The following is a 399-nucleotide window of genomic DNA, read 5'->3' on the forward strand; positions in this document are numbered from 1 at the left end:
TGGATTCCACCTCCGCCGTCCGGTGGGCCGGCGTGGGCTCCACATCGAGGATCACACCATGGGCGACATCGATGAGGTAATTGGTGGAGTAGGCGAAAAAGGCTGGCCCGCCCAGGACGGCTGTCCAGCGGGATTGCGGGTCGCTCAGGGAAATCCGTTTGGGAACGGTCTCGGCAAGCATTTCATCATCCAGACTCTCCAAATACTCGCGCACAGCCCGGCTGCAATGAGCCGGGTTCTGCCAGACGTAGGGCTCGTCCCCCGGCATGGCCAGTTTGGTGCTCGCCTTGGCCGCCACAATGCTGGCATCCACGGCAAACCCTTCTCCCTTGACCAGGCCGGCCGCCATGCAGGCGCGCACCACTTCATCGAAGAGCCAGCGGAAGGTGCTGCTCTCCC

General features: G+C 63.4%; 1 pseudogene. It reads right to left on the reverse strand.

From position 1 onward, the window contains the following. A pseudogene (locus tag C666_RS19190) lies at positions 1–399 on the reverse strand (IS5/IS1182 family transposase); the annotation flags it as partial.

The sequence above is a fragment of the Thauera linaloolentis 47Lol = DSM 12138 genome (assembly GCF_000310205.1).
GTDB lineage: Bacteria > Pseudomonadota > Gammaproteobacteria > Burkholderiales > Rhodocyclaceae > Thauera > Thauera linaloolentis.